Raw genomic sequence first — 1,505 nt, 5'->3', positions numbered from 1 at the left:
ACAAACAAAAACGAACGCTTTTTGTTGACTCGTGCCGCCATCGCAAACAGCTTGTCCACAGGAAGACGGAATGGATTATGAGTTTCCGTAATTTTAACGCTGAACCGCTCCAGAATTGGCAGCAGATGTGTTTTCGTGGTTGGGTAAGAGACTGACAAATTGTTGTTGTTCATGTAACACCCCGTATACTTTTGATCTATTTATAATACGATGAGCCCAATTCAAATGAGGCTTAATTTCGTTCATTTTGTTGGCATAGGTGCTCTTGAATACACCCAAACTGCCGTCGTTACGCTCAACAATCTCAAGTGCATCCATATATTCTTCATGGGTCACCACATACATGGCCTGGACTGGCTTAATGTGGGACGGATGAATAATCGTTTTGCCGATAATCCCGTTCTCTTTGTCCATCATGACCTCTCGAATCAGCCCATCCACCGCATCTGAAATGAAATCCATTCGCAAGTGGCGCCCAGGCTTCCCAAATGCATTTTCAAAGGGTGACACTCTTAATTGAGGTTTAAAAATACGTTCTCGGTGAGAGAAATATTCCCATACAGGACCGGAAATGACATAACCCGAGTCCACGCGTCCGAACAAGTTCATAATATCCGCGATGCAATCCCGAATGACGGCGATTTCATAAATCGTAATATCTGGGCTGCGTCTCAGTCCATACAAGCTGGAGAAGTCAGTTGCTCCAATTCGTACATTCAGCACATATTCCTGATATTCATCCAAAATTTCTTTAATCGACAGCAGTTCTGCCCAACGGGTTTCCCGATAAATAATTTTAGAGCTTTCAAGAATCGGCAATCCATACAACACAGGCATGTGGCTTGCGTCTCCTACCCCTGTATGATTATTCCGGTTATATTCAGCTATGAGGGCAAAATACGCCCGTCCATGATCAGAAGAAAACTTGGGGAAGACAAAGCCCGTGAGCAGCGCCAGCGTTTCGCCCAAGCTGTTCAGCAGTCGTTCCAGCTGTTCGACAGAGCGAACACGTACAAACAGTAAAGGTAATTGCTGTTCACTCATCATACCTGTGCGCACATAGGTCAATAGTTGAAGCAGTTGCTGTGCCAGCGATTCTTCGGCCTGTCCGACCTGCTGATCCCCTATAGCATCCTCCAAATCCAAAATGACCGTGGTTAGTCCTGCATGCTTTCCATTTTTGATCTCTTCCGCTACTTCCAAGCGGGTCGCCGGCATGTACAGAGCTGCCCCTATCGCATAAGCTAATATACTTTTGGGTGAACGGTTATGAAACTCCAATGGTGGAGTACAAAAGATGCTTTCTACTTCCTCAGAGGTTAAATCATTAAAATATTTCAGGGCCCTTCCCTCCTCTTGCTTTATCTCGCCTGCTTGAAGCCCTGTGCCTCGGGTATAAAAGAAATCCCCCCTTAGTTTCAGGAGGGATTTCGCTATACTTTGTACATTAAGCCTCTTTGTCGGCCTTTTTCTTTCTTTTCGCCGAGCTGAGAATCATTGTGCCT

General features: G+C 45.4%; 1 protein-coding gene. It reads right to left on the bottom strand.

The window, feature by feature from the left end:
* Positions 1-93 precede the first annotated feature (93 nt).
* Entirely contained in the window at positions 94-1,281 is a 1,188-nt protein-coding gene (locus AC5V8P_RS25510; RefSeq protein WP_064795731.1) for an HpcH/HpaI aldolase/citrate lyase family protein, read from the bottom strand.
* Positions 1,282-1,505: the final 224 nt, after the last annotated feature.

The organism is Paenibacillus sp. N119s (genome assembly GCF_059447605.1).
The sequence above is the reverse complement of the archived record's forward strand: the minus strand, read 5'-3'. Positions and strand labels throughout refer to the sequence as shown.